The sequence below is a fragment of the Cupriavidus sp. TMH.W2 genome (genome assembly GCF_050847365.1).
Taxonomy (GTDB): Bacteria; Pseudomonadota; Gammaproteobacteria; order Burkholderiales; family Burkholderiaceae; genus Cupriavidus.
The window spans coordinates 1,464,239-1,487,448 of the sequence record NZ_CP193793.1 but is presented as its reverse complement, the minus strand read 5'-3'; the positions used below and the strand labels follow the sequence as shown (position 1 = coordinate 1,487,448).

Annotated in this window: 24 protein-coding genes; 14 read left to right on the top strand and 10 right to left on the bottom strand. The window is 68.3% G+C overall.

Annotation, left to right across the window (positions count from 1 at the left end; all coding sequences use genetic code 11):
* Nucleotides 1-186 precede the first annotated feature (186 nt).
* Nucleotides 187-1,146 (bottom strand): DNA-binding protein, encoded by a 960-nt coding sequence (locus tag ACREYQ_RS24350; protein ID WP_432260557.1) that lies wholly within the window; start codon nucleotides 1,144-1,146, stop codon nucleotides 187-189.
* A 113-nt stretch (nucleotides 1,147-1,259) separates the two neighbouring features.
* Between ACREYQ_RS24350 and ACREYQ_RS24345 the strand changes: the two genes are divergently transcribed.
* The gene (locus ACREYQ_RS24345; RefSeq protein ID WP_432260556.1) at nucleotides 1,260-2,387 is read left to right on the top strand and encodes a site-specific integrase; all 1,128 of its coding nucleotides are present in this window, start codon (nucleotides 1,260-1,262) and stop codon (nucleotides 2,385-2,387) included.
* Between the two features lie 246 nt (nucleotides 2,388-2,633).
* On the top strand, nucleotides 2,634-3,059 hold the full coding sequence (locus ACREYQ_RS24340; protein WP_432260555.1) for a hypothetical protein: 426 nt from the start codon (nucleotides 2,634-2,636) through the stop codon (nucleotides 3,057-3,059).
* Between the two features lie 22 nt (nucleotides 3,060-3,081).
* Here the strand turns inward: ACREYQ_RS24340 and ACREYQ_RS24335 are convergent, their stop codons facing one another.
* From ACREYQ_RS24335 to cls, 3 genes are all read right to left on the bottom strand, one after another.
* Nucleotides 3,082-3,267: a hypothetical protein gene (locus ACREYQ_RS24335; RefSeq protein ID WP_432260554.1), complete on the bottom strand. Its 186-nt coding sequence runs from the start codon at nucleotides 3,265-3,267 to the stop codon at nucleotides 3,082-3,084.
* 699 nt (nucleotides 3,268-3,966) lie between these two features.
* Nucleotides 3,967-4,611, bottom strand: a complete 645-nt coding sequence (locus ACREYQ_RS24330) for a TetR/AcrR family transcriptional regulator (protein ID WP_432260553.1) — start codon at nucleotides 4,609-4,611, stop codon at nucleotides 3,967-3,969.
* A 125-nt stretch (nucleotides 4,612-4,736) separates the two neighbouring features.
* Nucleotides 4,737-6,173, bottom strand: coding sequence for a cardiolipin synthase (cls, locus tag ACREYQ_RS24325; protein ID WP_432260552.1), 1,437 nt, complete (start codon nucleotides 6,171-6,173; stop codon nucleotides 4,737-4,739).
* A 389-nt stretch (nucleotides 6,174-6,562) separates the two neighbouring features.
* Between cls and ACREYQ_RS24320 the strand changes: the two genes are divergently transcribed.
* A complete protein-coding gene (locus tag ACREYQ_RS24320) occupies nucleotides 6,563-7,318 on the top strand; it encodes a response regulator transcription factor (protein ID WP_432260551.1) in 756 nt (251 codons plus the stop codon).
* Between the two features lie 6 nt (nucleotides 7,319-7,324).
* Here the strand turns inward: ACREYQ_RS24320 and ACREYQ_RS24315 are convergent, their stop codons facing one another.
* Nucleotides 7,325-9,160, bottom strand: a complete 1,836-nt coding sequence (locus ACREYQ_RS24315) for an EAL domain-containing protein (RefSeq protein ID WP_432260550.1) — start codon at nucleotides 9,158-9,160, stop codon at nucleotides 7,325-7,327.
* 234 nt (nucleotides 9,161-9,394) lie between these two features.
* Between ACREYQ_RS24315 and ACREYQ_RS24310 the strand changes: the two genes are divergently transcribed.
* Both ACREYQ_RS24310 and ACREYQ_RS24305 read left to right on the top strand, forming a co-directional pair.
* The gene (locus ACREYQ_RS24310; protein WP_432260549.1) at nucleotides 9,395-11,011 is read left to right on the top strand and encodes a methyl-accepting chemotaxis protein; all 1,617 of its coding nucleotides are present in this window, start codon (nucleotides 9,395-9,397) and stop codon (nucleotides 11,009-11,011) included.
* Between the two features lie 193 nt (nucleotides 11,012-11,204).
* Nucleotides 11,205-11,801 carry an HAD domain-containing protein gene (locus ACREYQ_RS24305; RefSeq protein ID WP_432260548.1) on the top strand — a complete coding sequence of 199 codons (597 nt, stop codon included), beginning with the start codon at nucleotides 11,205-11,207 and terminating at the stop codon, nucleotides 11,799-11,801.
* Between the two features lie 77 nt (nucleotides 11,802-11,878).
* Here the strand turns inward: ACREYQ_RS24305 and ACREYQ_RS24300 are convergent, their stop codons facing one another.
* Nucleotides 11,879-12,385 carry an MgtC/SapB family protein gene (locus ACREYQ_RS24300; RefSeq protein WP_432260547.1) on the bottom strand — a complete coding sequence of 169 codons (507 nt, stop codon included), beginning with the start codon at nucleotides 12,383-12,385 and terminating at the stop codon, nucleotides 11,879-11,881.
* A 120-nt stretch (nucleotides 12,386-12,505) separates the two neighbouring features.
* On the opposite strand from ACREYQ_RS24300, the gene ACREYQ_RS24295 reads away from it, so the two are divergent.
* The gene (locus ACREYQ_RS24295; RefSeq protein ID WP_432260546.1) at nucleotides 12,506-12,868 is read left to right on the top strand and encodes a 5-carboxymethyl-2-hydroxymuconate Delta-isomerase; all 363 of its coding nucleotides are present in this window, start codon (nucleotides 12,506-12,508) and stop codon (nucleotides 12,866-12,868) included.
* Between the two features lie 231 nt (nucleotides 12,869-13,099).
* On the opposite strand, the gene ACREYQ_RS24290 is transcribed toward ACREYQ_RS24295, so the two are convergent.
* Both ACREYQ_RS24290 and ACREYQ_RS24285 read right to left on the bottom strand, forming a co-directional pair.
* Nucleotides 13,100-13,561 (bottom strand): HU family DNA-binding protein, encoded by a 462-nt coding sequence (locus tag ACREYQ_RS24290; RefSeq protein WP_432260545.1) that lies wholly within the window; start codon nucleotides 13,559-13,561, stop codon nucleotides 13,100-13,102.
* Nucleotides 13,562-13,852: 291 nt separating this feature from the next.
* Entirely contained in the window at nucleotides 13,853-14,104 is a 252-nt protein-coding gene (locus ACREYQ_RS24285; RefSeq protein WP_432260544.1) for a hypothetical protein, read from the bottom strand.
* A 109-nt stretch (nucleotides 14,105-14,213) separates the two neighbouring features.
* Here ACREYQ_RS24285 and ACREYQ_RS24280 point away from each other — a divergent pair, with 109 nt between their 5' ends.
* From ACREYQ_RS24280 to ACREYQ_RS24270, 3 genes are read left to right on the top strand one after another with little or no spacing between them, the layout of a single operon-like run.
* Nucleotides 14,214-14,564 (top strand): PepSY domain-containing protein, encoded by a 351-nt coding sequence (locus ACREYQ_RS24280; RefSeq protein WP_432260543.1) that lies wholly within the window; start codon nucleotides 14,214-14,216, stop codon nucleotides 14,562-14,564.
* Between the two features lie 16 nt (nucleotides 14,565-14,580).
* Entirely contained in the window at nucleotides 14,581-15,255 is a 675-nt protein-coding gene (locus ACREYQ_RS24275) for a response regulator transcription factor (protein ID WP_432260542.1), read from the top strand.
* Complete coding sequence (locus ACREYQ_RS24270) at nucleotides 15,256-16,596, top strand: sensor histidine kinase (protein WP_432260541.1); 1,341 nt, start codon at nucleotides 15,256-15,258, stop codon at nucleotides 16,594-16,596. It abuts the gene before it with no gap.
* Here ACREYQ_RS24270 and ACREYQ_RS24265 read toward each other — a convergent pair whose 3' ends face one another.
* Complete coding sequence (locus tag ACREYQ_RS24265) at nucleotides 16,597-17,094, bottom strand: DUF962 domain-containing protein (RefSeq protein ID WP_432260540.1); 498 nt, start codon at nucleotides 17,092-17,094, stop codon at nucleotides 16,597-16,599.
* Between the two features lie 200 nt (nucleotides 17,095-17,294).
* On the opposite strand from ACREYQ_RS24265, the gene ACREYQ_RS24260 reads away from it, so the two are divergent.
* The 5 genes from ACREYQ_RS24260 (at nucleotide 17,295) to ACREYQ_RS24240 (ending at nucleotide 22,677) form a co-directional block, all read left to right on the top strand.
* Entirely contained in the window at nucleotides 17,295-18,065 is a 771-nt protein-coding gene (locus ACREYQ_RS24260) for a Crp/Fnr family transcriptional regulator (RefSeq protein ID WP_432260539.1), read from the top strand.
* A gap of 27 nt (nucleotides 18,066-18,092) precedes the next feature.
* Nucleotides 18,093-18,959, top strand: coding sequence for an arylamine N-acetyltransferase family protein (locus tag ACREYQ_RS24255; protein WP_432260538.1), 867 nt, complete (start codon nucleotides 18,093-18,095; stop codon nucleotides 18,957-18,959).
* Nucleotides 18,960-19,190: 231 nt separating this feature from the next.
* Nucleotides 19,191-19,955, top strand: coding sequence for an SDR family oxidoreductase (locus tag ACREYQ_RS24250; RefSeq protein ID WP_432260537.1), 765 nt, complete (start codon nucleotides 19,191-19,193; stop codon nucleotides 19,953-19,955).
* A 97-nt stretch (nucleotides 19,956-20,052) separates the two neighbouring features.
* The gene (locus ACREYQ_RS24245) at nucleotides 20,053-21,801 is read left to right on the top strand and encodes a class I adenylate-forming enzyme family protein (RefSeq protein ID WP_432260536.1); all 1,749 of its coding nucleotides are present in this window, start codon (nucleotides 20,053-20,055) and stop codon (nucleotides 21,799-21,801) included.
* Between the two features lie 33 nt (nucleotides 21,802-21,834).
* Nucleotides 21,835-22,677 carry an acid phosphatase gene (locus tag ACREYQ_RS24240; protein WP_432260535.1) on the top strand — a complete coding sequence of 281 codons (843 nt, stop codon included), beginning with the start codon at nucleotides 21,835-21,837 and terminating at the stop codon, nucleotides 22,675-22,677.
* Nucleotides 22,678-22,696: 19 nt separating this feature from the next.
* On the opposite strand, the gene ACREYQ_RS24235 is transcribed toward ACREYQ_RS24240, so the two are convergent.
* On the bottom strand, nucleotides 22,697-23,203 hold the full coding sequence (locus tag ACREYQ_RS24235) for a CreA family protein (protein WP_432262643.1): 507 nt from the start codon (nucleotides 23,201-23,203) through the stop codon (nucleotides 22,697-22,699).
* Between the last annotated feature and the right edge of the window lie 7 nt (nucleotides 23,204-23,210).

Below are 23,210 nucleotides of genomic sequence, written 5' to 3'. Positions count from 1 at the left end.
GCCAATGGCAATGCCGGACCAGGCCGGCAACGGCGGCCGCCGCGCTGGGCGGACAGCCACGTGGGCGGGAAGCTTGCCACAATAAGGCAAGTGCAACGGATTGAACAGTCGGCCAGCGCAACACCGGCCAGGCGTCACATGGTCAGGTGGATGCAGGCGAAGCATCAACGCATGCCGGTCACCCCGCTACAAGCCCCGCATGCGCCGCCGGCTGCTCTTTCCGGCAGCCAGCGCGGCACGGGCCGGCCGTGCGCGGCGGATTGCCGGATTGGGGGATCCGGCCGTAGTAGCCACCCCCGCCTGGTCGCGATACTCGGCGAGCAGGTCTTCCCGCTGCCGTACCCGCTCTTCCAGCACGGCAATGGCCTGGCCGAGCCGGGTCATCTCGCCGCCCTGGCGCGACGCCGCCTCCGCGGCACGCGTCAGCCGCTCGACGGCGGCCTTGCGTTCGGCCTCCAGCAACTTCTGGACGTCCTTCGCCGCCACGCGCGCCGCATCCAGCTCCAGTGCCATCCGGCGCTCATTGGCGGCGGCGCGCTGGGTCACGGTCTCCCGCTCCTGATCCCATGCGGCCCGCTGCGCGGTGAAATCCTGTTGCATGGCCGTGTGGGCCTGCCGTGCCGCAGCCAACTCTGCACGCAGGCTTTCCGCTTGCTGTTGCAAGGCGGCGCCTGCTGTTTCAGCTCGCGCGGCGCGCCCAGTGGCGTCATCGCGTGCCCGCGCCAGTTCCGCCATGGCAGCCTCCGCGCCCTCCAGGCGGGCCTGCATGACCTCGCGTTCCTGTGCCAGCGCTTCGCGCTCCGACTCCAGCGCCGCGCGGGCCTCGGCCAGCGCGGCTTCGCGTTGGGTCAGCGCAGCCTCGGCCGACGCCTTTGCCACCTGCAGCGCGGCTTCCCACAGGTAGCGCGCTGCCTCGGTCACCGGCTCCGGGCACCCCGGCGCGGGCGCAAAGCCGTGCGGGTTCTGGATCCGCCCGCCCAACGCCGCAAACCAGGCATCCAGATGGGGGCTGACCGTGTTGGGTGAGCCCCGCCCAAGATGCAGGCGAATGCGTTCGATGGTCGGCCGCTGGCCGGCCTTGAGCAGGCTGTCGGCGGCCTGCCAGACGTCGTCTCGGGTGATGCCACGGCTGCGGAGCGTTTCCATGATGGGATCCGGCAAGAATCTGTGAGGAAGGCGAATAAGGTTCGATAATGGAGACTTATCGGCTGTTATTCTTCATTTTCATATGATATATTACAGCACACATCATATTTAATATGATAAAGATTCGAGACGCCCACGAGGCCTACTTCCCACCGATCGCATCTGATGTCGAACTACCGGCGCCGCTCCGTCCGTCCGAACTGGATCCTCTTGCCGAACAGGCGGCCAATGCCCTGCGCCGCGAAGGCGAGTCCCAAAACACGGTGGCTAGCTACCGGTCCGCATTGCGCTACTGGTCTGCCTGGTACGCCCTGCGTTACCGTCAACCCGTGCTGCTCCCGCTCGTGCCTGCCGTCGTTATCCAGTTCATCGTCGACCATGCCACGCGCCAGACGCCGCAAGGCCCTCTCTGCGAGATGCCAGCGGCCATCGACCAGGCGCTGGTCGCTCACGGATACAAGGCACGACCCGGCCCGCCCGCGCTGTCCACGCTGACCCATCGCCTGGCGGTCATCGCCAAAGCCCATCGCCTGCAAGGCCTGGCTAACCCCTGCGCGGATGCCGCCGTACGCGAACTGATGGCCGGCACCCGCCGCGCCTATGCGCGCCGCGGACAACGCCAGGCGCGCAAGGCAGCGCTGACCCGCGCTCCACTGCTGCGGCTGCTCGATACCTGCGATGATTCGCTGGCCGGCCTGCGCGACCGCGCCTTGCTGTTGTTCGCGTGGTCCAGCGGCGGACGCCGCCGCTCTGAAGTGGCACGCGCCACCATCGACAACCTCACCCGGCTGGGCCCTGGTGAATTCGCTTATGCGCTGGGCTGGTCCAAGACCAACCCGTCAGGCAGCGAGCGCGCCGATACTGTCAAGCCGGTGACCGGGGCCGCGGGGCAAGCACTGGAGGCATGGCTGGCGGCCGCGGGCATCGACCACGGACCGCTGTTTCGCCGCATCCGCCGTGGCGGGCATGTGGGAGAAAGTTTGTCGGATGCGGCGGTGAGCCGCATCGTCAAGGTGCGCTGTGCGCTGGCCGGGCTGGACGGCGACTATTCGGCGCATTCGCTGCGTTCTGGCTTCGTCACCGAAGCCGCTGCGCAACAAGTGCCACTGGCCGAGACCATGGCCATGACCGGCCATGCCAGCGTATCGACGGTGGTGCGCTATTTCCGCGCGGCAGACGCGCGGCGCTCGCGCGGCGCCGACTTGCTCGCGCCGACGCCCCAATCCGCCGAGAGCAACTGAGGGACTCGCCATGTGCGCCACATCATGCGCTGCGGCCGGCGCAAATACGGGTATTTCGCTAGCTGGCGGCGCTGGCGCGGCTTGCGCGGCGGTGCCTATACTGGCAGGCGCGCGGGACAGTGCCAGCCAGGCTGGACGCCGCGCCCGGACAATCCGGCAGGCAAGCACCACCAGCACGATGCGCCGGTGGTGCATGGGATGCGATGACGCACCGCTGCCCGGACCCGAATAAGTGGAAACGCGGAGATGGGGATGCCCAACGAACAATTCCTCGCCATGCAGGAAACTCGCCGCTCGGGGCTGAAGGCCCTGCGGGCGGCCTTGCTGCAGGTTCACAAGGAAGTCATCGGCTATGACAGGGCGCAGTATGAGCGCCTGAATGGCCCGATTCCGGCAGGCCTGTTTGTCCAGCTGGTGACCGAAGACAACTACTTTCGCTGGCTCGACCCGCTGTCGCGCCTGATCATCGAGATCGACGAAGAGCTGGAAGCCAAGGAACATCACGACGACACCTGCCGTGCAGTCGGCCGTGCCGCGGAAAAACTATTCAGCGACGGCGCCGATGCAGGCTTCCGCAAGCGTTACCAGGAAGCGCTGCAGGATGAGTCCGGCGTCATCGTGGCGCACGGGCGGCTGATGTCGGTGATCGGACAACTGCGCCAGTTGCCATAGCGCGTCGCCACGCCGGGGGGCGTTACTTCCCCTGCGTCGGTGCGCCCGCGGGCCGGTGCGGCACGTGGGTATCGACCGCCACCGGATCACTGGCGGGGAAGGTCTCTTTCAGCGCCTCATCCAGTTCGCGCTCGATCAGTTCGTCCTTTTCCTCTTGCCGGGCGGGCGGCGTCTTTTGCGGCTGGTGTTTCTGTGCGGGCTTGCTCATGGCGATCGGCCTCCGTTGGCAACCATGGGCGGATGGTAACCCCGCAGGCGCGGCATTGCCATCGTGGCCGCGCCCGGGTCAATGGCCTCTGCCACCCCACCCACCTCTGCCGCCGCCATGCCATCCGCCATTGCCATGCCAGTGACGGCCACCGCCTCCGCCATAGATGAACGCGAAGCTGCCATAGGCTGGCCATGGACTGTAGTACGGATAGGCGTCATAGACCGGATAGGCTGGGTACCCGCCGTAATAAGGCGCCGATACGGCGTAGTCTGGATATGCCGCATACGGGTCACCGGCATACGGATACGCCACACAGCCCGCCAGGGCCGCCGCGGCAAGGATCACTCCCCTCTCATTTCGCATGATCCGCTCCTCACCGTGCATCAGTGTTCGGCCCGCCGGACCCGGTCAGGCCACAGCATTTAGACCGCGCGGCAGGCCTTGCAATTCCGCGAAGCGGCGCGGCAGGTGGCCGCGCCGCGTGCGCCGATGGGAACTTGCGTGCCTGTATCGGGACAATTCAAGGACATATCTAAGAAAGGTCCGATATTCACATAAGAAACAACGGAATACATTGTCACTGCACCCGGCCCACGGGTGCCCCGACAGAGCCAGGTTGCCCCCCTTCCTGGCTCCTTACGCTGCCACGATGGTCCTTCCATCGTGGCATTTTTTTATCGCGCTTGCCTCGGGTTCCTACAAGCCCTTCTCGACCATGTCGAGCAGGCGCTGGCCGAGGACCTCTGCCTGCTCCTTGGCGCGGCTGCGCAGCGGGCCATCGATCAGCAGGATGGCAAGGCCATGCACGGCCGACCACGCCAGGTACTCGGCGCCCGGCCTGCGCGCGGGCGGCAGCACGCCGGCTTCCACCAGCATGTCCAACGCGGCGCCCAGCAACTGGAACGGGTTGAGCCCGCTGTTGCCGGCCTTGGCCGGGTCGGTGTCGTCCTCCACGTCGTCCGGCACCGAAAACGCGGTGCGGAACAGGCCCGTCTCGGTCAAGGCAAAGCGCAGGTAGCCCGTCCCAACCGCGCGCAGGCAGGCGCGAGCATGCGCGGCCGCGCCCCGGCCCGGACGCAGGCCGCCGATTTCAGCCTCCATGGCAATGGCCAGCGACGACAGGGCCCAGGCACGCACTGCCTGCAGCAGGTCCTGCCGGCTGGAGAAATGGCGGTACGCGGCGTTGGGCACCACGCCGGCACGGCGCGTGGCTTCGCGCAGCACGATGGCGTCGGGACCGCCTTCGCGCGCCAGGTCGATGCCGGCGTCGAGCAGCGCGCGGCGCAGGTCGCCATGGCGGTAGGTCGCGCGCGCAGGCGGTGCGGAGGCATCCCGGGTCATGCGAGCCTCCTGAAACAGGGATAACGGTTCATGATGCGCAGAGTCTTATAGTGAACAGTGTACACAATCAAACTGTCACATGCTTGTTGCATTGAAGACTTTGCAGGAACCGGAAGGCCTCGCTCTCAGAGAATCGGCGCAAACAGCTTGGCGACGTGCATCGCCACGCGCAGCGGCGCAGGCGCGCTCAGGAACTCGTCCGGCCCGACATGGCGCGCCTGCGCGAAGTCGGCTTCGAGCATTGCCGCCACCCCCGCGGCAAAGCCCTTGTCGGCGGTGATCACCATCAGCTCAAAGTTGAGCCGGAAGGAGCGGTTGTCCAGGTTGGCGGTACCGACGGCCGCAGCTTCGTCGTCGATCAGGATGACCTTCTGGTGCAGAAAGCCGGGCTGGTAGCGGTACAGCTTGATGCCGGCGGCCACGGCCTGGTATGCGTAGAGGGTCGAGGCAGCATAGACCACCAGGTGGTCGGGCCGCGCCGGGATCAGGATGCGCACATCCACGCCGCGCAGCACCGCCAGCCGCAGCACCGCGAACACCGCCTCGTCCGGCACGAAATACGGCGACGTGATCCACAGCCGGTGGCGCGCCGACTGGATCGCCTCGACAAAAAACAGCGAACAGGTTTCCTGCGCGTCCGCCGGTCCGGACGGCACCACCTGGCAGGTCATGCGCCCGCCTGCCTCGGGCGGCGGCATCAGCAAATGCGGAACTTCGCGCGCGGCCCAGTACCAGTCTTCGGCAAAGGCCATCTGCAGGTCCAGCACGGCACTGCCGCGCAGTGCGATATGGGTGTCGCGCCACGGTGCCAGCGGCGGGCGCTGCCCCAGGTATTCGACGCCCACATTGTGGCCGCCGACAAAGGCCTCGCTGCCATCGACGACGACCAGCTTGCGATGGTTGCGGAAATTGAGCTGGAAGCGGTTGACGAAGCCGCGGTGCGTGGAGAACGCCCGCGCGTCGACACCGGCATCGAGCAGCGTGCGCACATAGCGGCGCGGCAAGGCATGGCAGCCGATGCGGTCGAACAGGAAATACACCTTGACGCCGGCTTGCGCGCGCTCGCACATCAAGGCCTGCAGGCGCTGGCCGAGCGCATCGTCATGCACGATAAAGAACTGCACGATCAGCACCTGGGTGGCGCGGGCCATCGCCGCAAAGATCGCCTCGAAGGTCTGCTCGCCGTTGATGAGCAGCCGCACATCGTTGTTGGCCAGGCAGGGCATGCCGGTCAGCCGCGGCAGCGCCCGCATGCAGGCCTGCGCCGGCGCGTGGACCACGCAGGCGCTGCGCGCTTCGCGCTCGCGCGGGGTCATGCCATGGCGGATCTCGCGCAGCCGGTCGTCATTGAAGCGCCGCGCATCGACATAGCCGCCAAAGGTGCTGCGCCCGAAGATCAGGTAAGGCACCAGCGTGAAGTACGGCATCATCACCAGCGAACCCGCCCAGGCGATCGCACCCGGTGCGGTGCGCACCGTCATGACGGCATGCAGGGCGGCCACTACGCCTACGGCGTGAAAGGCCAGCACGATGATGGCGATGACACTCGGGCTCTGCAGCATCGGTTGGCTTGTGTCCCCTGACCCAGTCGCGATGCGCGCTATTTTGGCACACCGCGCTCAGGATGTTGACACCCAGGGCGCACGGCCTCCGGCGCTGCCTTCATTTTCAGCAGGCCGGCGGCATCACGGTATCAGGCCGCTGTCCGGCTACCGCCCGCGGTCTTGTCCACAGGAACTGTGGACAACTTTCCGTAGCGGCCGCGGCCTGGCCCGGCGCCCCCCTGATGCGCCCCTCGCCAAGAACAGATGTGAAATCAAAAAGCGTCAGGTATTTCAGCAATGTCTGATTGTTTTGTCGATCACACTTTTTATACGCTTCTGCTGCTGCCCGGCCCACGGTCCGGCCACCCTTGTCACGGCCCTCGTCTCTGGTCTGTTTTCCGCCTTCGATGAATATTGCGCTGCTTATGGGCAACTCGCCCCAACTCCGTACTGTGAACGAACTGCTGGCCGGGGCCGGCTTTCGTTGCAACGTGTTTGAAACGGGCCGGGAGCTGATCCATGGCGTCAGCCAGGCGCCTTACGACATGCTGCTGATCGATGACGTTCTGTCAGACCTGCCGGCCATCGATGTGGTGCGTGCGGTGCGCTGCGCGCGCTCGCGCGACGTGCCCATCATCGTGCTGGCGGCAGACAACGCTGAAGACAACCTGGTCGATGCGCTCGATGCCGGCGCCGATGACTACGTGTGCCACCCGCTCAATGCGCGGGTGCTGATGGCGCGCATCACCGCGCTGCGCCGGCGCGTCACCGGCGAGCGCCTGCGCCAGGGCCTGGTGGTGCGGGCCGGCCCCTACCAGCTCAACAGCGTGGGCCGCTTTGCCACCCTGCGCGGCGAGCGCATCGCGATGACGCCGAAGGAGTTCGACCTGGCGATGATGCTGTTCTCCAATGTCGGCCGCGTGCTGGCCAGCGACCGCATCCAGCAGGCCATCTGGCGGCATGAGCTGCCGCCGCTGTCGAGGGCGCTGGCGGGCCTGATCTCGCGCTTGCGCAAGACGCTGCGGATCGGCATCGCAAACGGCATCGTCATCACTGTGGTCTACGCGCACGGCTACCGCCTCGACGTGCTGGAAGAAGGCGTGGCGCCGCGGCTGCCCGGGGCAAGGTGCCGGGTCACGGGGCGCAATCCGCCCGGCAACTGACGCGCGCTATGCCGGCAGCGTCGCGGTGAGCGTCAGGAAGTCGAGCACCGCCATGCCCGTTGCCGAACGCTTGGCCTCGCGCTTGGCCGCGGCCGCCGCGGCGCCGATATGCTGGCTGCCCAGCCGCTGCAGGCCGCCCACCCCCTCGCCGCTGACACACACGACGCCCACCGCCATCGACACTGGCGGAAAAAACACCGATCGCCCGTGCCGGTCTTCGCCATGCATGCCGCCGGCGGCACGGTCGGCCGGCGTATACATGGCGCGCGCGGCCTCATTGAAGCGATGGATCGCTCCCTGCACGCGCTCTGACCAGTCTTCGCTCTGGTACAGCACCAGGAAATCGTCGCCCCCGACGTGGCCGAGGAAATCGCGGGCCGGGTCGCAGGCCTCGGCCAGGATCGCGGCCGCGCCCTTGAGCATCTCATCGCCCTTCCAGTAGCCGTACTTGTCGTTGAAGGGCTTGAAGTGGTTCAGGTCGACATAGCAGGCTTGGAACTCGCTCGCGGCCTCGATCAGGCGCTCGATATGCTGGTTCAGCGGGATATTGCCCGGCAGGAACGTCAGCGGATTGGCATAGCGCGCCGCTTCCATGCGCACTTCGGTAATTGCCCGGATCAGGTCCGCACCGGTGCCCACTCCGATATAGCGCCCGTGGTCGGTGATGACAAAGCCGTCCGCCAGCGAACGCGTGTTCTCGCCCGACAGGATCTGCGCCATTTCCTCCAGGCTGGCGCGCTGGTCAAAGCACGCCGGCTCGCGGTTGGCCATGGCAATGCAGGCCTTCTTGCCATACAGCTCGCGATGGAACGGCGCCGCATAGCGGTCGATAAACGCCTGGCGGCTGATGATCGCCAGCGGGCGCCCTTCGTCATTGACCACAGCCACGGCTTGCAGCTCGGGCTGGTCCTGGAACGTGCGCAGCACCGCATCGTTGCTGGTGGCGGGCGACACCGTCGGCGCGGGCCGCAGCAGGCGCCCGGCAGTGATGCCCGACCAGCCGGAGCGCACCATCTGCGGAAACACGGCAATATGCCGCGATGCCAGCGCCTCGCGCACGTGCAGAGCCGCCTGCGCAGCGGGCTGCGCCACAGGCCGGCCCACGTAATAGCCCTGGGCGCCAGTCACGCCCAGGTCGCGGATCACGGCCAGCTCATCTTCGTCTTCGATGCCCTCGGCGATCACGCGGCCGCCAAAGGCGCTCACCATGCGCAGCAGCCCGCGCAGGATCTCCAGCCGGCGCGAACAGGACGCGATGCCGCGCACCAGGGACTTGTCGATCTTGACGAAGTGCGGAGACAGGTGCGCCAGCAGGTCGAGGTTGGCATGCCCGGTGCCGAAGTCATCCAGCGCGTACTGCATGCCGAGTTCGCGCAGCACCGACATCGCCACGCCAAAGCTGGCCGCGTCGCCGATCGGCGTCTGCTCGGTGACTTCGATCACCAGCCGCGACGGCGCAATGCCGGCTTCCACCAGCGCGGCCATCAGGCGCCCGCGGTCGGCCAGCAGGCGCCGCAACGTCAGCGGGCTGAAATTGAGGAAGAGCTTGCCCGGCAGGTCCAGGCTGCGCCAGGCGGCCAGCGCGGTGCGCGCCGCATGGATCTCCAGCGCGATCGTGGCGGCGACGCCCTGCGCGAGCCGGAACAACGCATCCGGCGCCGCCCACGGCGAGCCCACCGGGCCGCGGATCAAGGCTTCGTAGCCCAGGATCTCGCCATCGTCCGCCTGCACGATCGGCTGGAACACCGCGTGCAACCGCGGGAGCCGCGCGAGCGCGAGCCCGGCCGCGGAGGCGCCGGGAGCAGGCTCGTGCGAAGGCGTGGCGGCAGGCAAGCCGGTCATGAAGGGAAATCCGGAGAATGGGGTAAGGGTGTGGCGCGGCCCACATTGCATGACATGGATATGACGGCAAGATGACAATCCACCTTTACCCATGTCACGCCGGCGTCACGTTGATGCACGACCATCCGTGCGCCGCGGCGAGCACCCCGAACAGAGGGCAGCGCATGCGGCAAATCGGGTCAACCCCGGGCCGCGCTGGCCGGCAAAGCCTGCGCGCCCGTTTGGAGTCTCTCCGTGTTGCAAGTCATCAAGACACGCCTGCCCGGCCACGGCCGGGCAGTTGCCCCCGCGCGCCTGCTGGCACGGCTGGGCAGCCTGCCGCTGGTGGTGCGCCTGTGCGCCGCCTTTGCCCTGGTCTACCTGTTCGGCGCCGCGGTCGGCCTGACCGGCATCGCCAACCTGGTCTCGATCAAGGCGCGCACCGACACCCTGTATCAGCACGATATGCACGGCGCCATCTCGGCGGAGCGGGCGCAATCGGCGCTGGCTGCGCTCGGCCGTGCCCAGCTGGCGCTGACCATGGCCACCAGCAGTGCCGAGCGCGACGGCGCCGCTGACGAGATCACGGGTGCCCTGGCGCAGCTGGATGCGGCGCTGGCCGGCGTACAACAGGCTGCCCCGGCACAGGCGGCGCCCCTGCTGCGCGAACGGCAGCGCGCCAACGCACTGATGCAGGCCTACCTGGCATTGCTGCGCAAGCAGCCGCTGGACCCGCTGCAGTTCGACAGCACGGTTTCTGTCGACGGCCACTTCGTTACCGAACAGCTGAACGGGCTCAGCCGCCAGGTGGAAGCCGTGCGCCGCCTGCAGGAGCGACAGGCCGCCGCCACGGTGGCCAGCGTGGCGGCCAGCCAGTTGCGCGCGCAGGCATGGATGGCCGCGCTGCTCGGCGCCAGCCTGCTGGCCGCCGCCGCACTGGCGTGGATCGCGGCGCGCAGCCTGCGTGCCGAATTGGGCGGCGAGCCGCGCCACGCCGCCGACATTGCCCGCCGCATTGCCGCCGGCGACCTGACCGCTACCATCGCGCTGCGCCCGACAGACCGCAGCAGCATGCTGCACCATGTGGCCAGCATGCGCGACCAGCTTGCCGGCGTGCTTGCGCGCATCCAGTCCAGCGCGCAGGAGATCACCGCGGCCAGCCAGCAGATTGCCGAAGGCAACCATGCCCTGGCGGCACGCACGCAGCAGCAGGCCAGCGCGCTGGATGCCGCCACCGACAGCATGCAGGCACTGGCCGCGCGCGTGTCCGACGCGCATGCGCAGGCCACCGAGTCGAGCGAGATGGCCAGCCAGGCGCGCACCGCCACCGATGACGGCACAGCCGTGGTGCGCCAGATGCGCGGTGCGATGGACGCCCTGCATGGGCACTCGCGCCATATCGCCGAGATCGTCGGCGTGATCGAAAGCATCGCCTTCCAGACCAATATCCTGGCCCTGAATGCCGCCGTGGAAGCTGCCCGCGCCGGCCCGGCGGGCCGCGGCTTTGCCGTGGTGGCGCAGGAAGTGCGCGCGCTGGCGCAGCGCAGCGCCGACGCGGCGCGGGAGATCGGCGGCATCGTCGGCAACGCGACGAATGAGATCCAGCAAGGTGCCCGCCTGAGCGCTGGCGTGGTGGCGGCGATGGACCGGATCGCCGCTACCGTCGGCCATAGCCATGCCCTGGCCGAGACCTTGCGCACGCTGGCTGACGAACAGGCCGGCAGCGTGCAGGCCGCGGGGCAATCGGTGTCGCAGCTGCGGCAGACGGCGCAGCAGAACGCGGCGCTGGTGGACGAGCTGGCCGGCCAGGCGGCGCGGCTGGACCAGCAGGCGGCCGCCCTGGCCGATGACGTTGCGCGCTTCCGCTTCTAGCGCGAGTGTGTCGAGATGGCAGCCAAGATGTGTCGGGTCGAAACACTTGTCATGGCGGCGTAACCGGCATTTACGTCTTCCGCGACCAAGTTACAGATATGTTGCAACTGAACCGGCGCTGGTTACGTGTCGGCCAGGCTGTGGCGAGTAATCTTGCTTCACACCAACTGAACTGGCACCCGCACAGGAAACCATGGCTGAACGACTGATCATGCTGGACGTACCCGGCGTCCTGTACTCCGACCGCTCCCGCGCCCGCCTCGGCGGCATTCCGGATTCGGGCACGGCGCGCGATGTCAGGTTCTTCGACCCCGTCGCGCTTGGGTTCGTACGCAGGCTGTTCGGCGTGGCCGGCGCCCGCGTGGTGGTCTCCGATGCCTGGCGCCGCGGCACGCCGGCGGCAATCCTGCAGCAGCTGGACCTGCAGGTCGAAGCCATGACGCCGCCGGTCGAAGGCGGCCACGGCGCAGAGATCGAAGCCTATTTCGCGCAAGGCGCCAGGCCGGTCCACTATGTGATCCTGTCCTGCACCGCGCCTGAGTCAATGCCCAAGGCGCTGCGCGAGCACCTTGTCACGGTCGACCCGGCCGCCGGCCTGACCCTCGATAACTTCCAGCAGGCGCTGGACATCCTGGGCGTGGCCTGCCCGTCCACGGTGATGCCCGCGCCCAAGCTCGATGCCGGACTGAAGGCCAAGCTGGCGCAACTGCAGCAACTGGCACGGGAGAACCCCGCCCGCTTCGGCAATGCGCTGGCGCCGGCACGCGAGCTCACAGCCGTGCACGCCTGACCTGCCTTTGCGACCGGACCCGAACGGGGCGCCACTAGGCGCCCCGTTTGCATTGCAGCCCCCGGCTGAGTCACGCGCTATCGCCCCTGGCCGTTATCGGAGGGGTTCTCGTCGGGCCGATGCGGCTCTCCGTGGTGCTTGCCGCCGTTGTTCCGGTCCAGAATCCGGTGCAATGTCACCTCAAAACGCCCGCCGACCCACAGCAGCAACATGCCCAGCGCCAGGGCGGTACCCGTGACCATGTAGTAGCCGGCACCGGCGGCGGCACCGAGCACGGCGGCCAGCCAGATTGCCGCCGCCGTGGTCAGCCCCTGCGGACGATCGCGTACGCTATGCCGTGCGATCACCCCCACGCCCAGGAAGCCGATTCCAGTCAGCACCCCCTGCAGCACCCGCGACAGCGCATCCGGCGGATGGCCGCCCAACGTCACCAGGCACACCGCGGTGGCCGCGCCAAGCGACACCAGCCCGAGCGTGCGCATACCAGCCGCCTTGCCGCGCAAGTTGCGGTCCAGGCCGATCATGGCACCAGTCAGAAGCCCGGCAAGCAGGCGCAGGATGAGGTCAAGGCTGAAGGATTCCATGGCGTTTTGGTTAGGTTGGGGCATTGAACGGCTCCGGATCCAGCTTACCCCAACCCAGCGATCCCGTATCATGCTCACTCTCGCCGGCCTAGCGCCGGGGCTCTTTGCCAGGACGCCGCCATGCCTCACCTCGTCATCGAACTGACTGAAAACACCCGCCTGAATTGCTCGCAGGAAGAACTGCTGGATGAAGCCAATGCCGCCCTGCTTGCTTCGGGACAGTTCCAGGAAGCCGATATCAAGTCGCGCTGCATCACGCTGTCGACCTACCGCCAGGGGGTGGATGCCATCGAGCGGGCTTTTGTCCACGCGCGCCTGTCGATCCTGGACGGACGCGATACCGCCGTGCGCCAGGCGCTGGGGCAGGCCGTCTGCGACGTGATCGCCGAGGCTGTGCGCAGCGGCGGTGGCCAGAACGTGCAGGTGTCGGTGGAGGTCTGCGAGATGGTGCGCGCAACCTATGCCAAGCAGGTAGTGGCCTGAGCTGCCGCCAAATAAAAAACCCGCGACCATCGCGGCCGCGGGCGGAAGCTTCCGGAAGGCTCCGGAAGCCCTGTCATGGGGAGCGCCCCCGCACCCATGACGTAGTGGATTCTAGGTGCGGGACATTGCCTCGGATTTGACCTGGATTAAAGGCTGCCGGGTTGGGTCCGGCGGCAACAAAAAAAGGAGCCGGCAGCGGCTCCTTTTTTCGTCAGGACAGCGTGGCGCAGATCAGGCTGCGGCGTCCTTCAGCTTCTTCAGCGGGCGGACCTTGACCTTGACGCTGGCCGGCTTGGCCGGGAACCAACGCTCTTCACCGGTGAACGGGTCCTTGCCGAAGCGCTTCTTCTTGGCCGGCACTTGCTGCGCCGTGACCTTCAGCAGGCCGGGCAGCGTGAACTCGCCAGCGCCCTTCTTGTTCAGCGCGCCGATGATGGTGGTTTCCAGGTGGGCCAGCACCGTCTTCACGGCCTTGGCTTCCAGTTGGGTCTGGGCTACCAGATGCGCGACCAGGCTCGACTTGTTGAAGGTGTCCTTCAGCGGGCGCGCAACGGGCGCAGCGGCGGGAGCAGCCTTCTTGGCCGGCGTGGCCTTCTTGGCGGCAGCCTTCACGGGTGCCTGGGTTGCCGCAGCCTTCTTGGCAGCGGGCTTGGTAGCAGCAGTCTTCGCGGTCGGTTTCGCTTTGGTCGCCATATCGATATTCGTAAGTTGAACAGATGGGTGCCGGCAGGCATTTGGCATTGCTTCCGAGCGCTGCGCAATCGCCTTGTCGACGCCCACTGAATCATAGCGGAAAGAACCGTAAGTCAAGGGGTTTTCGTGCATGCGAAACGCAAAACCCCGTGAAAACCCCGGGTTTTGTCGCGGCTTTGCCTCAGCGCAAGCGCGAAAACGCCCTACGTACCCCCGTTTTGGCGTTTTCGACTGCCTCGTCAGGCGTCGGCGCGCAACGCACTGGACGTGCTCTGACACTAGCGTTCGCGCTCAATCGCCCGTGTAAAGCGCCAGCAATGCACCGGCGACGAGCGTGCCCAGCGCGATCATCGCCAGCCCTGCATCGGCGTGCCGCCATGCGTGCCAGAACGCAGGCCAGCCGGCCTGCATGCCGAACACGCTCGCCACGCACAGCAGTGCAACCGGTACCCCGGCCGCCAGCGCCAGCCGGCGCAGGCGCGGCTGCCTTGCTGCCGCAGGGAACGAGGACGGATGGGTGACGGGGGATTCTTCGGACGGCATGGCGGAACTTCTGTGCTGGGACGGCCGCCATTGTCCGCACCGGCAACTGAACGCATCCTGAGCATTCCGTTCAGCCCGCATTCATTTTTTTTGATGCAAACTCCGGGCCATGAAGTCCTATTTCCAGACCCTTCCGCGTCCACGCGCGCTGGTGGCCGCGGCGCTGCTGGCGCTGGCGGCGGTGCCGGCCGCGCACGCCGACAAGGACGCCGACCGCGCCCGCGCGGCTGTGCAGTCGGGCGAAATCCTGCCCTTGTCGCGCATCCTCGAGACCGTGTCGAGCCAGTACGCGGGCGACGTGATCGGCGTGGAGCTCGATCGCGACGATGGCATCTGGCAGTACGAGGTCAAGCTGCTGCTGCCCGGCGGATCTGTGGCCAAGCTGAAATACGATGCGCGCACGGCCGCCCTGCTCAAGGCCAAGGGCCGCGGGCTGGATGACGCCCGCCGCAAACCCTGACCGACCGGAGACACCAATGCGCATCTTGCTGGTCGAAGACGAAGCCGCGCTCGCCGCGCAGGTCCGCGCGAGCCTGGCCGACGCCGGCTATGCCGTCGACATGGCCGCGGACGGCCTGGATGCCTGGCACCTGGGCGCGGAAGAGCCCTACGACGCGGTCATCCTGGATCTGGGCCTGCCGCGGCTGGACGGGCTTTCGGTGCTGCGCCGCTGGCGCGCCGCGCAGGTGAACGCGCCGGTGCTGATCCTGACCGCGCGCGACACCTGGACCGAAAAGGTCGAGGGCATTGATGCGGGCGCCGACGACTACCTGGCCAAGCCCTTCCGCATGGAAGAGCTGCTGGCGCGCATCCGCGCGCTGATCCGGCGCGCGCACGGCATGCCGGCCCCGGAACTGCAATGCGGCCCGGTGCGGATGAATCCGCGCGCCGGCGCGGTCACCGTGGACGGCGCGCCGGCAGTACTGACCGCGCACGAATTTCGCGTGCTGGACTACCTGATGCACCATCCCGGCGCGATCGTCAGCAAGACCGCGCTGACCGAGCATATCTACGCCCAGGACTTCGACCGAGACAGCAACACCATCGAGGTCTTCGTCGGCCGCCTGCGCCGCAAGCTCGGCGTGGACGTGATCGAAACCGTGCGCGGCCAGGGCTATCGGCTGCGCCCGCCGCCGGACGCTCACTCCTAGATGCCCGCCCGCCTGCGCCGTTCCCTTGCGCTGCGCCTGCTGGCAGTGGCGGCGATCTGGCTGGCCGCCGCGCTTGGCGTCAGCGGCTGGCTGCTGTCGACCTTGTTCGAGCGCCACGTCAACAACACCTATGTGCGCCAGCTCGACCACCAGCTGGCAAGCCTGGCAGCGGCCCTGGACTGGAGTGCCGACGGCAAGCTTGTCCTCACCCGCAGCCCCGCCGATCCCCGCTACGAGCTGCCCTATTCCGGCGCCTACTGGCAGGCGCGGGCACCCGGCGCGCTGCTGCGCTCGCGCTCGCTGTGGGATACGGAAATGCCGGCAACGGTGGAACGCCGCCTTCCCGGCGCGCAGGCCGACGTGCGCCCGGGCCCCAGCCACCAGTCGCTGCTGGTGGTGTCGCGGCAACTGGTGCTGCCGTCCGCCGATACGCCGGTGGAGATCTCGGTGGCGCTGGACCGCACGGAGTTGCGCGCCGCGCGCCGCAGCTTCGACCAGACGCTGGCGTGGTCGCTGACGGCCCTTGGGCTGGGCCTGATGCTGGCCGTGGCGGCGCAGGTACGGTTTGGCCTGGCGCCGCTGGCGCGGCTGCGGCGCGCGCTGGGCGCGATGCAGGCGCGGCGCGAAGCCCGGCTGGGCGGCGACTGGCCCACTGAAGTCGACCCGCTGGTGACCGAGATCAATGCCCTGCTGGCGCGCAATACACAGGCGCTGGAGCGCTCGCGCCGGCAGGCTGCCGACCTGGCGCATGCGGTCAAGACGCCGCTGGCGGTGCTGGCCAATGAGGCCGCGGCACTGCCGGGTGCCGCGGCGCAGGCAGTGTCGGCCCAGGTCGAAGCCATGCGCCGGCAGGTGGATCGGCACCTGGCACGTGCCCGTGCCGCCGGCGCCGCGGCCGCGCGGGGCCAGCGCATCGACGCCGGCCCCGCGGTGCGGGAGCTGACGCGCGCCCTGGGGCGGCTTCACAGTGAACGGGCGCTGGAACTGGCGGTCGAGGGTGCCGGGCATTTCGCCGGTGATCGCCAGGACTTGATCGAGATGGTCGGCAACCTGCTCGACAACGCCTGCCAGTGGGCGCGCACGCGCGTGCGCGTCACGCTGCGGGAGGCGGCTGGCGAGCTGGAAATCCTGGTCGAGGACGACGGCACGGGCATGCCGCCCGAGGCGCGGGCGCTGGCGACCGCCCGCTTTGGCCGGCTCGACGAGGCCGCCACCGGCAGCGGCCTGGGCCTGGCCATCGTCACGGAAATCGCCGCGATGTATGACGGCAGCCTGGCGCTGGCATCCAGCCCGCTGGGCGGCCTGTCCGCCCGGCTGCGGTTGCCGGCGGGCCTGCCCTGATCAGGGCGCGCGGGCGGCCATTGCGTCGCGCGTGTCGCGTGCCAGGCCCAGCGCAAAGGCGGTTTCAGCCACCAGGAACAGCGGGCCGATCAGCAGGCCGGCCATGTCGTCGACGAACGCGGGCTTGCGCCCTTCGTAATAGTGGCCGATGAACTGGATCACCCATCCCGCCACAAACAGCCCGATGCCGATGACCAGCCACCAGGCAGTCGGCATCGCCGCGATGTGCGAGCCGGCGTAGAGGAAGAACGCCAGGATCAGCGCCATCGCCACCCCGAAGCCAAGCGACAGGCGCAGGTAGAACAGACACGACAGGATATACAACAGCATGGCCGGCGTCAGGTAGCCTGAACCGTCGCCCAGCGCCATCGCCGGGCGCGCCAGCAGCGTCGTCACCGCCAGCACGATCATCGGGATGCCGATGAAATGCGTGAGCACGTTGCGCGGGTCGCGATGGTAGGCGGCGTAGTTGGCCAGGTGTTCGATCAGGGTTTTCACGGGGATATCTCCTTGTCCGTGCAGGCGTGCGCGCGGCGCCGAAGGGCTGCCGCCTGCTGCTGCGCGGCGGGCGCGATGTGGATTTATAGTAGTGGTCGCGCACCGGCCGGTCTGTCAGGTTTTTGACAGTCCGCCGGGCGCGGCGTGCCATCGTGTGCCCCTGCTGACACGCGGCACCGCACAGATAAAAGGAGACCAGCATGGGAGTGGCGAGCCCGCCTGAACGACCCCACCCACCCCCACGCCCCCAGCCGCCAACTGCGGGCGCGGTTCCCGGCACCAGGCTTCCAGACCAAGACCCGCTCGCCGCGGTGCGCGCCGGGGCCTGGTTCAGTCAGTTGCCGCCGGCCCTGCGCCAGGCGCTGCTCGATGACGGCAGCCTGCGCCGGCTGGTGGCCGGCGAGACCCTGTTTGCCCGCGGCGACCGATTCGACGGCCTGTTTTGTGTCGCCAGCGGCACCATGCAGATCCACGCCAGCGGCGAATCGGGCAAGGCGGCGTTGCTGGGCCTGCTGGAGCCCGGCACCTGGTTCGGCGAGATCTGCCTGTTCGACGGCCTGCCGCGCACCCATGACGCGCGCGCGGTCAGCGCCACCGTGCTGTGGCACGTGCCGCGCGCCAGCCTGGAGCGGCGCCTGGCGCAGCAGCCGGCGTGGTGGCAGGCCTTCGGGCAACTGCTGGCAGCCAAGACGCGCCAGGCCTTCAACTATGTCGAGGAAGCGCAGCTGCTGCAGCCGGCGGCCCGCATCGCCCGGCGCCTGGCCGCGATCGCCCGTGGCTATGGCAACCTGCCACAGGCCCGGACCACGCAGCGCGTGCGCATCCCGCAGGAGCAGCTCGCGCAGATGCTGGGCCTGTCGCGCCAGACCGTGAACCACGCGCTGCGCGAACTGGAAGCGCGCGGCCTGCTGCGGCTGGAATACGGCGGCATCGAATTGCTCGATCTGCCCGCGCTGGAAGCGCTCAACTGAACGCATCGCACCGGAGCCCCGCACACCATGACTAACCTGAACGCAGCGCAACTGGACGCCTGGTTGGCGCGCCTCGGCATCGCCGCCCCGCCCTCGCCCACGCTGGAGGCGCTGGACGCCGTACTGGCCGCGCACCTGGCCAGCATTCCGTTCGAGAACGTCGATCCGCTGCTGCGCCGCCCGGTGCGGATCGAACTGGATGGGGTGTTCGACAAGCTGGTGACCCGCCGGCGCGGCGGCTACTGCTTTGAACTCAATACCCTGCTGGCGGCCGGCCTCGGCGCACTCGGCTACGCGGTGACGCCGCTGGCCGCGCGCGTGCGCTGGGGCGTTCCCGATGACGTGCCGACCGTGACTTCGCACATGCTGCTGCGCGTGGAAGTGGCGCACCGCAGCTACCTGGCCGATGTCGGCTTCGGCGGCCCCACGCCGTTCCGGGCGATGCCGCTGTCCGAGCCTGTCGATGACGGCTTGCCGTACCGGCTGGCGCCTTCGCCGCCGCAGGCGGGCGCCACCGCGTTCCACAGCTACGACCTGGAGGTGCGCGGCGACGCCGGCTGGATCAAGGTCTACCGCTTCGACCTGACGCCCCAGCCGTGGATCGATTTCGAGCCGCGCAACTGGTATGTGTCGACGCACCCGGACAGCATCTTTTTACAGCGGCTGATGGCCGCGCGCACCGACGGCGGCACGCGCGTGACGCTGGCCAACGGCGAACTGGCCGAGCGCGCGCCGGACGGCAGTGTGCGGCACACGCAACTGGTGTCCGCCGAGGCCGTCGTACAGGTCTTGTCCGACCGCATCGGCCTGCTGCTGGATGACGACCTGCGGCGCGGCCTGATGGCTGCCCTGCCTCCTTTGCTGGTCCCCGCCACGCCATCTTCCGGCAACTGAACCATGCGGTTCCGCGCTGCAGCATGCTCTCCATGCACGGCGCGCATTGCCCGCAGAAAGAATGCTGATATGGCCTGATCACGGCACCCGGCACTGTGGACTTGGGCACTTGCGCCCCACCATAATGTCCTGGCGATGCCGCCTGCGGGCGCGTCCGCTGGACCACAGTGCGGCACCTGCCGCCAGCACAAGGCCGGCCCCTGATGCCGGCGCAGTCATACAGGAGACTCCATGTCATTGTTCGATCTGACGGGCAAGGTTGCCATCGTCACCGGCTCTTCCCGCGGCATCGGCCGCGCCATCGCCGAGCAGATGGCCGTGCAGGGCGCCAGGGTGGTGATTTCTTCGCGCAAGGCCGAGGCCTGCCAGGAAGTGGTGGATGCCATCAACGCCGGCCACGGCGCCGGCACGGCGATCGCGGTCCCCGCCAACATTTCTTCGAAGGATGACCTGCAGCACCTGGTCGACGAGACCAACCGCGCGTTCGGCAAGATCGACGTGCTGGTCTGCAATGCCGCGTCCAACCCGTACTACGGGCCCATGAGCGGCGTGTCGGACGACCAGTTCCGCAAGGTGCTGGACAACAACGTCATCTCCAACCACTGGCTGATCCAGATGGTGGCGCCGCAGATGATCGACCGCAAGGACGGCTCGATCATCATCGTGTCGTCGATCGGCGGCCTGCGCGGCTCGCCCACCATCGGCGTGTACAACATCTCCAAGGCCGCCGACTTCCAGCTGGCGCGCAACCTGGCGGTCGAGTTCGGGCCGCACAACGTGCGTGTCAACTGCATCGCGCCGGGGCTGATCAAGACCGACTTCGCGCGCGCGCTGTGGGAAGACCCCGAGCGCTACAAGCAATCCACCCAGGGCGCCCCGCTGCGCCGCATCGGCGAGCCCGTCGAGATCGCCGGCGCGGCCGTGTTCCTGGCCTCCGCGGCCAGCACCTTCATGACCGGTCAAGCCATGGTCGTGGACGGCGGCGTGACCATCTGAGCTTCTGACGCAAGCGTTGCGCGGGCGCCGGCGGTGGCCGGCGCCGCCGCTTTCCTGCATTTCCCTCAACCTGCAGTGCAGCTCCGGGAGGCAGTCCATGTCGAGCAATCCGCAGTTGGCCGGCACCTGGCCGGTCATGTCCCTGGCCGAGGCCCACGCCCGGCTTACCGCGCCCGGCGCGCCGTTCGAAACCGAAACGCGCGTGATCCGCGGCATCCCCACCACGGTCTGGAAGAACGCGCCGCCGACGCTGCGCGAGCTGCTGCTGGCCACGCGCGCGTTTGCCGAGCGCACCTTCGTGGTCTACGAGGATGAGCGCGTCTCCTACGATGCCTTCCTGCGCGCCGCCATCGCCATGGCCCATGCGCTGGTGCGCGACGGCGTGCGCAAGGGCGACCGCGTGGCGGTTGCCATGCGCAACCTGCCGGAATGGCCGGTGGCGTTCTATGGCGCGCTGCTGACAGGGGCCATCGTGACGCCGCTCAATGCGTGGTGGACCGGCCAGGAGCTGGAGTATGGGCTGGCCGATTCGGGCAGCCGCGTGGCGATTGTCGATGCCGAACGGCTCGGCCGCATCCTCGAACACCTGCCAGGCTGCCCGGCGCTGGAACGCGTCTACGTATCGCGTGCCGGCGCGACGCTGGCCGATCCCCGCGTGACGGCGCTGGAAAGCGTGATCGGGCCAACGGCCAGCTGGGCGTCGCTGCCGGACCAGCCGCCGCCGCAGGTCGATATCGAACCCGACGACGACGCCACCATTTTCTACACCTCGGGCACCACCGGCAAACCCAAAGGCGCGCTCGGCACGCACCGCAACTCCACCACGGTGGCGGTCGCAGGCAGCTTCAGCCCGGTCCGCAACCTGCTGCGCCGGGGCGAGCCGATTCCGGCACCGGACCCCGCCGCGCCGCAAAAGAGCATGCTGCTGGCGGTGCCGTTCTTCCATGTCACCGGCTGCATGGCGGTGCTCAACGGCGCCATCGCCACCGGCGGCAAGATCGTGCTGATGCATCGCTGGGACGCCCTGCGCGGCATGGAACTGATCGAGCGCGAGCGCTGCACCGCGGCCGGCGGCGTGCCCACCATCGCGTGGCAGATCCTGGAGCATCCGGAACGCGGACGCTTCGACCTGTCGTCGCTGGAGAACGTCAACTACGGCGGCGCGCCGGCCTCGCCCGAACTGGTGCGGCGCATCGGCGAGGTATTCCCGCGGGCCGCACCCGGCATCGGCTGGGGCATGACGGAAACCTCATCCACCTTCACCAGCCACAGCGCCGAAGAATACGTGCTGCGCCCGGACAGCAGCGGCCCGGCCCTGCCCATCGGCGAGATGAAGGTGGTCGACGGACACGGCCAGGCGTTGCCGCCCGGCGAAACCGGCGAGCTGATGGCGCGCGGCGCCAATGTCGTGCGCGGCTACTGGAACAAGCCCGAGGCCACCGCGCAGACCTTTGTCGAGGGCTGGCTGCGCACCGGCGACATTGCGCGGCTGGACGAAGAAGGCTACGTCTATATCGTCGACCGGATGAAGGACATGCTGATCCGCGGCGGCGAGAACATCTACTGCATCGAAGTGGAAAGCGCGCTGTACGAGCATCCCGCGGTCATGGATGCCTCGGTGGTCGGCCTTGCGCACAGGACGCTGGGCGAAGAGCCGGCCGCCGTGGTCAGCCTGAAGCCCGGCATGCACGCGACCGAAGCCGATCTGCAGGCTTTCGTGCGCGAACGGCTGGCGGCGTTCAAGGTGCCGGTGCGTATCCTGATTTACCACGAGATGCTGCCGCGCAATGCCAATGGCAAGATCATGAAGTCGAACCTGCGCAAGCTGTTTGACGCCGCGGCGTAAGTCGGAATCGACACAACAACAAGGAACGACAAATTGACTGAGCAAGCGAAGCGGGAACAGATGCTGTCCAGCCCGGTGCGGGCCATCGGCGCCGTGGCGCTCGCCGCGGTGCTGGCGGGCTGCGCCGCCGGCGGCACCAACCTGTCCGCGGTGCCGGAACTGCGCCCCGGCGTGGCGGCCGGCTACCTGGCGGCCGACGCGCGCCCGGACAGCCTGAAGCTGCTGCCCGCCCCGCCGGCGCAGGGCTCGCCCGCGCTGGCGCTGGATCAAGATGCCGCGCGCCAGGCTGGCACGCTGCGCGGTTCGCCGCGCTGGCAGCTGGCCAGCGAGGATGCCGTGCTGAACTTCCCGCAGGCCGCCAGCGCCTTCTCATGCGCGCTGGGCGTGCCGGTCAGCGAGAAGGAGACGCCTTACCTGAACATCCTGCTGCGCCGCAGCCTGGTCGATGCCGGCCTGTCCACGTACAAGGCCAAGGACCACTACCAGCGCACCCGTCCCTTCGTGGTCAACAAGACCCGGATGTGCACGCCGGCCGAGGCCGCCAAGCTGGAAAAGGACGGTTCCTACCCGTCCGGCCACAGCGCCATCGGCTGGGCCTGGGCACTGATCCTGACCGAAGTCGAGCCGGCACGCGCCAACGAGATCCTGGCGCGCGGCCGTGCCTTTGGCCAGAGCCGCGTGGTGTGCAACGTGCACTGGCAGAGCGATGTCAACGAAGGCCGCATGATGGCCGCCGCCACCGTGGCGCGGCTGAACGCCGATCCCACCTTCCGCGCCGACCTGGAACAGGCCCGCCGTGAAGTGGCGGCGGCACGCGCCAGCGGCGCGCGGCCGTCGCGCGACTGCCAGGCAGAGAGCGCGGCGCTGGCGCCCTGACCCGCCCGTATCCGAAGGGCTATTTCACAGGGATCACCGTGCCGGCCGGCACCGGCACGGCGGTCACGCTGTTCTGCGGACTGCCGGTGACGATGCGATCGGAATACGTCAGGTATACCAGCGTATTGCGCTTGCGGTCGACCGCGCGCACCACATGCAGCGCCTTGAACAGGATCGACATGCGCTCGGAGAAGACGTTGTCCTGCTGCCTGACCGGCCCCTTGAAACTGATGGTGCCGACCTGGCGGCAGGCGATCGACGCCTCCGGCGGGTCTTCCGCCATGCCCAGCTGGCCCTTGATCCCGCCAGTACGGGCGCGCGACACGTAGCAGGTAATGCCGTCCACCTGCGGGTCGTCATAGGCCTCGATCACGACCTTGTCGGATCCCGTCATGCGGAAATTGGTGCTGACGCTGCCGATTTCCTCGGCATTGGCGCCCGTAGCCGCGGCCACGGCCACGGCCACGGCCACGGCCACGCAAGCAGCGGCCAGGATGGCACGGATGTGGTTGCGATGGCGCTTCATGGCTCGA

What these genes read in the sequence shown, in the direction of transcription:
- ACREYQ_RS24300 (WP_432260547.1), bottom strand. Translation starts at nt 12,385, where the DNA reads ATGGAATCCTTCAGCCTTGACCTCATCCTGCGCCTGCTTGCCGGGCTT.
- ACREYQ_RS24255 (WP_432260538.1), top strand. Translation starts at nt 18,093, where the DNA reads ATGACTAACCTGAACGCAGCGCAACTGGACGCCTGGTTGGCGCGCCTC.
- ACREYQ_RS24305 (WP_432260548.1), top strand. Translation starts at nt 11,205, where the DNA reads ATGGCTGAACGACTGATCATGCTGGACGTACCCGGCGTCCTGTACTCC.
- ACREYQ_RS24290 (WP_432260545.1), bottom strand. Translation starts at nt 13,561, where the DNA reads ATGGCGACCAAAGCGAAACCGACCGCGAAGACTGCTGCTACCAAGCCC.
- ACREYQ_RS24270 (WP_432260541.1), top strand. Translation starts at nt 15,256, where the DNA reads ATGCCCGCCCGCCTGCGCCGTTCCCTTGCGCTGCGCCTGCTGGCAGTG.
- ACREYQ_RS24350 (WP_432260557.1), bottom strand. Translation starts at nt 1,146, where the DNA reads ATGGAAACGCTCCGCAGCCGTGGCATCACCCGAGACGACGTCTGGCAG.
- ACREYQ_RS24285 (WP_432260544.1), bottom strand. Translation starts at nt 14,104, where the DNA reads ATGCCGTCCGAAGAATCCCCCGTCACCCATCCGTCCTCGTTCCCTGCG.
- ACREYQ_RS24250 (WP_432260537.1), top strand. Translation starts at nt 19,191, where the DNA reads ATGTCATTGTTCGATCTGACGGGCAAGGTTGCCATCGTCACCGGCTCT.
- ACREYQ_RS24345 (WP_432260556.1), top strand. Translation starts at nt 1,260, where the DNA reads ATGATAAAGATTCGAGACGCCCACGAGGCCTACTTCCCACCGATCGCA.
- ACREYQ_RS24320 (WP_432260551.1), top strand. Translation starts at nt 6,563, where the DNA reads ATGAATATTGCGCTGCTTATGGGCAACTCGCCCCAACTCCGTACTGTG.
- ACREYQ_RS24335 (WP_432260554.1), bottom strand. Translation starts at nt 3,267, where the DNA reads ATGAGCAAGCCCGCACAGAAACACCAGCCGCAAAAGACGCCGCCCGCC.
- ACREYQ_RS24245 (WP_432260536.1), top strand. Translation starts at nt 20,053, where the DNA reads ATGTCGAGCAATCCGCAGTTGGCCGGCACCTGGCCGGTCATGTCCCTG.
- ACREYQ_RS24260 (WP_432260539.1), top strand. Translation starts at nt 17,295, where the DNA reads ATGGGAGTGGCGAGCCCGCCTGAACGACCCCACCCACCCCCACGCCCC.
- ACREYQ_RS24275 (WP_432260542.1), top strand. Translation starts at nt 14,581, where the DNA reads ATGCGCATCTTGCTGGTCGAAGACGAAGCCGCGCTCGCCGCGCAGGTC.
- ACREYQ_RS24235 (WP_432262643.1), bottom strand. Translation starts at nt 23,203, where the DNA reads ATGAAGCGCCATCGCAACCACATCCGTGCCATCCTGGCCGCTGCTTGC.
- ACREYQ_RS24340 (WP_432260555.1), top strand. Translation starts at nt 2,634, where the DNA reads ATGGGGATGCCCAACGAACAATTCCTCGCCATGCAGGAAACTCGCCGC.
- ACREYQ_RS24280 (WP_432260543.1), top strand. Translation starts at nt 14,214, where the DNA reads ATGAAGTCCTATTTCCAGACCCTTCCGCGTCCACGCGCGCTGGTGGCC.
- ACREYQ_RS24315 (WP_432260550.1), bottom strand. Translation starts at nt 9,160, where the DNA reads ATGACCGGCTTGCCTGCCGCCACGCCTTCGCACGAGCCTGCTCCCGGC.
- ACREYQ_RS24330 (WP_432260553.1), bottom strand. Translation starts at nt 4,611, where the DNA reads ATGACCCGGGATGCCTCCGCACCGCCTGCGCGCGCGACCTACCGCCAT.
- cls (WP_432260552.1), bottom strand. Translation starts at nt 6,173, where the DNA reads ATGCTGCAGAGCCCGAGTGTCATCGCCATCATCGTGCTGGCCTTTCAC.
- ACREYQ_RS24295 (WP_432260546.1), top strand. Translation starts at nt 12,506, where the DNA reads ATGCCTCACCTCGTCATCGAACTGACTGAAAACACCCGCCTGAATTGC.